Below are 3873 nucleotides of genomic sequence, written 5' to 3'. Positions count from 1 at the left end.
TGCTGCGTATCAGCCGGGTGCACTTCCGGCTCGCCTAAATCGCCCCAGACACCGGCGACACCCTGCTCGGCCAGATCTTTATAAATCTGCCAGAACCAGTCGGCTGCTACCGGGTTAAACACATCTATCAGGCCGGTATTGCCAAAGTAAAAATCAAAGGTTTTCGGGCTGCCATCGGTCGCTTTGGCCAGAATACCGGCGGAAACGGCTTCCTGCCAGCGCTGAGAGCTGGTCAAAATAAAGGGTTCGGTAACCAGAATGGTGTTAACGCCATCGGCTTTAAAATCGGCCAGCATTTTTTCTGGCTCTGGAAAAGCCTGACGATCCCAGGCCAGATTACCCATATGGCCTTTAATATCAGGGCCAAACCAGTATAAATCCAGCACGATGGCATCAAGTGGCAGGCCCAGTTCGCGGTATTTTTTAACCACCGCCCGCGCTTCAGCCTCGGTGCGGTAGCCAAAACGCGAGGCATAGCTGCCAAGGGTCCAGCGGGCTGGCAAAGGCGGCTTGCCACTTACGGTCAGGTAGTTATCAATCAGCTTAGGAAAACTGTCACCCACCACCACGATATAGGCACTACGCCCCCCCACTGCGCTGAACTCCAGGGTATCAGCTTTGGTTTTGCCTAAATCAATATGGCCACTGGCCGAGTTATCAAACAACAGCATATATTTGTTGCTCGACATCACGCCGGCCAGACTGAAGTACATTTGTTCAGATTCGGTGCTGTAACCATAATGCGCTTTATTATACAGCGGCAGACGGTGGCCACGCCGGTCCATCCCCAGTACGCGCTGGCCGGCACCAAACAGTTTCTCCTGGGCCGTTAAGCGGAATTTGAAGCCCAGTGTGCCATTGTCGCGGAAAAAGCCGGGGTGCTCTTCAGTGATCAGTTGCTCTCCCTGATAGAAACTCAGCTGCAGCGGTGATTTGTTAATTTTAATCCGCATCTGTTCTGAGCGATACAGCAAATGATCGCCATTATCGGCAACTGTTAACACCAGCGGTGACGGCATAGTGCCAATTGCAAACGAAGGAAGTTGTGTGATGCCGGCAGGCTGATAATGCACCTCGGCTACCTGCGGCTGAAAGAAAGTAATGGCCAGCTCACCTTCACTGGTGGTAAGCAGAAGCTGGTTACCCAGCTGGCGGTGCGACTGATAGTCTGCCGCCGCCAGGCCAAAAGCGGCCAGCAAGCCGAAAGCCGCCAGTAAGCGGCTTAGTGTCATCAAATAGCGCATAATTACTCCTGATACTGCACACCGTATACCACTGAACCCAGCGGTGGCAGGGCAATATTAACCCGACCCACTCCATTTGTAACCTGCAGTTCGGCCGCCGGCTCCCCCAGCTGGCCGGCCAGGCGATAACGTCCATCAACCAGTTGCCATTGCCTCATCAGCGCTTCGGGCAATATCAGTTCAAATTCGCTGCGTTGCTCCGGGTTAAAATTACTGACCACAAGCAACTGCTGGCCAGCTGCCTCGCTGGTTGCTGTGTAGCGGGCAAACGCCAGTTGCTGCTCGCCATAAGCGGTGTTATTGGCAAGGTTAGCGGTATGCAGCTCGAAGTAATTGCCCTTCAGCGCCGGCGCTGATGCACTAAACTGCATTAAGCGCAGGTAAAAGTTGCGCAGCGCTGCTTCGTCGGCACGAAGCGCACCACCATCGAATTTACCGCCATTCATCCAGCGCTGATGATGCGGCACGCCGATATAATCAAAAATACTGGTGCGACTGGGCTTACCAAAGCCGGCATCTTCTGCCCCCGGCTCACCAACATCCTGACCAAAATACAGCATGGTCGGCGAGCTGCTGATTAGCGCCGATACCACCATCGCGGGCATGCCTTTGCGGGCATCGCCGGCAAACTGCGGACTGGCAATACGCTGCTCATCATGGTTTTCCAGAAAGTGCAGCATATGCTGTTCAATATCGGCCATCCGCTGCTGGGTTGCCACCAGGGCTGAGGTTGGGCCTTTGCCTTGCATCACCAGCTTTAAGCTGTCGTAAAATTCTACCTTGTCGTACAGATAGTCCATTAAACCCAGCTTAATATAGTCGCGATATAAGTGAGGCTGATAGACCTCTGCCAGCAAAAACGCATCCGGGTTAGTCTGCTTAATATGCGAGTTCAAATAGCTCCAGAACTCTACCGGCACCATCTCAGCCATATCGTAACGAAAGCCATCTACCCCAAGATCAAGCCAGTACAGCGTAATATCACGAAATTTCAGCCAGGAATCCGGTACGTTTTTACCCTGCCAGAACTGATAATGGGCCTGCCAGTCTTTTTCGGCATAATCCGCTGGCAGCCGGTCAAAATCGTAACTGCCATCAGGCCGCACACCATAATTAATTTTTACCGTCTCGTACCAGTCATCAAATGCCGGTTGCGCAGCCCGGGCGCCGTTGCCGGTCCACTTGGCCGGGTTTTCCGCAAACTGACCGTCGGCCAGCGGATGAGGATCGCCCCCTAGCACCTGATAATTATCGGGCCAGCTGGGTACCTGAAATGCCTTACCCGGCACATAGTAAAAGTTGTTGTCGCGCCGATATACCACGCTGTTATCATCATCGGCGCCAAAATCGCTGACCCCCTCCGGTTTTGCCAGTGACTGGTAATCACGTGCCACATGGTTCGGTACAATATCAATCAGCACTTTCATACCATGGCGGTGGGTTCGGTCGATCAGGGCTTTAAACTCTGCCAACCGGTTTGCCGGATCAACTGCGAGATCGGGGTTAACACTGTAATAATCTTTTACCGCGTATGGCGAACCGGCGCGCCCCTTCACCACATCAGGATCATCCAGGGTTATGCCATAAGCGGTGTAGTCATTAATCACGGCATGGTGTGGCACCCCGGTATACCAGATATGGCTGGTACCCAGAGCTTTAATGCCCGCTAACGCCTCGTCGGTAAAGTCGTTAAATTTACCAACGCCATTTTGCTCTATCGTGCCCCAGGGCACATTCGTGGTGTTCGTGTTACCAAATAATCGGGTAAATACCTGATACACCACCGGCTTGCCCTGACGCTCAGTGGCCGCAGACTCAGCTGTCGGCCGGGTGCCAGACTCAGTGACGGCGGCAGGGAGGGCTGCGGTTTGCTCCGTTGGCGGCTGGCCGCAACCGACAAGACTGACTGCAGCGAAAGCCGCTGGCAAAAGATGAATGCGGGCACGAAAAGTATTGGATTTAATGTTAGCTTGTGTCGTCATTGCGGTTTACCCTGGCACTGTGTTAACCCAGTAAGTTACCCCAGAATAACGATAAATGGCGGGCTTTTTTTGGTGCATACGTATGCAAAGCGGGCTGACAGCGCAAATAAAACCGGCTAATTTGTGTTAAATTTAGTAACTAATCAGGCGAAAGGAAAACCAAGTGGAAGCAACAACAGAAACCAGGCTGTTAATTTTATTTATTGCCTTATTATCTTTTGTCGGCTGCTTGTCCTGGTGTGTAATGAGTTGGGTGGTGCGGATCTGTCCGCTGGCCAGTCGGCGCTTTGCACTGGCAAACCTGCTTATTTTCACTGGTACAACATTAATTTACCTTCGACCGGAGCCACCGACATTTGGTTTATGGTTTGCTTCAAATGCTGCAATATTAACAGGCTTCTATTTTGTTTATGCCGGCTTGCTAAAGCTGTTTAAATTAACATGGCCAAGCCGGTCTGCCGCGTTGACTGCTATTATTGCCCTTATTGCGCTGATGTTACTGAGTCAGAACACTGATAATGGCTGGCTGATTGGCGCAGTATTCTCTGCTGCAGCAGCCATTTTATTTGGTCACGCGGCCTGGGCTAACTATCAGGGGATCCGGCAGGAGTTTACCCGCTCCTCAGCGTTAGCGGTAAGCAGCCCTT

General features: G+C 52.4%; 3 protein-coding genes. 1 reads left to right on the top strand and 2 read right to left on the bottom strand.

Translation table 11 applies throughout. The annotated features are described in order from the left end of the window. Both R3177_RS13690 and R3177_RS13685 read right to left on the bottom strand, forming a co-directional pair. Positions 1-1244, bottom strand: a 1244-nt coding sequence (locus R3177_RS13690) for a TIM-barrel domain-containing protein (RefSeq protein ID WP_318971579.1), incomplete at its 3' end; no start/stop codon positions are given. Positions 1245-1246: 2 nt separating this feature from the next. Further along, on the bottom strand, positions 1247-3226 hold the full coding sequence (locus tag R3177_RS13685) for an alpha-amylase family protein (RefSeq protein WP_318971578.1): 1980 nt from the start codon (positions 3224-3226) through the stop codon (positions 1247-1249). A 163-nt stretch (positions 3227-3389) separates the two neighbouring features. On the opposite strand from R3177_RS13685, the gene R3177_RS13680 reads away from it, so the two are divergent. Next, positions 3390-3873, top strand: a 484-nt coding sequence (locus R3177_RS13680; protein ID WP_318971577.1) for a hypothetical protein, incomplete at its 3' end; no start/stop codon positions are given.

This window comes from Arsukibacterium sp., assembly GCF_033722355.1.
Classification (GTDB): Bacteria; Pseudomonadota; Gammaproteobacteria; order Enterobacterales; family Alteromonadaceae; genus Alishewanella.
Note: the sequence above shows the minus strand (reverse complement) of the source record. Positions and strands in the feature narration are given on the sequence as shown.

What these genes read in the sequence shown, in the direction of transcription:
- R3177_RS13685 (WP_318971578.1), bottom strand. Translation starts at nt 3,226, where the DNA reads ATGACGACACAAGCTAACATTAAATCCAATACTTTTCGTGCCCGCATT.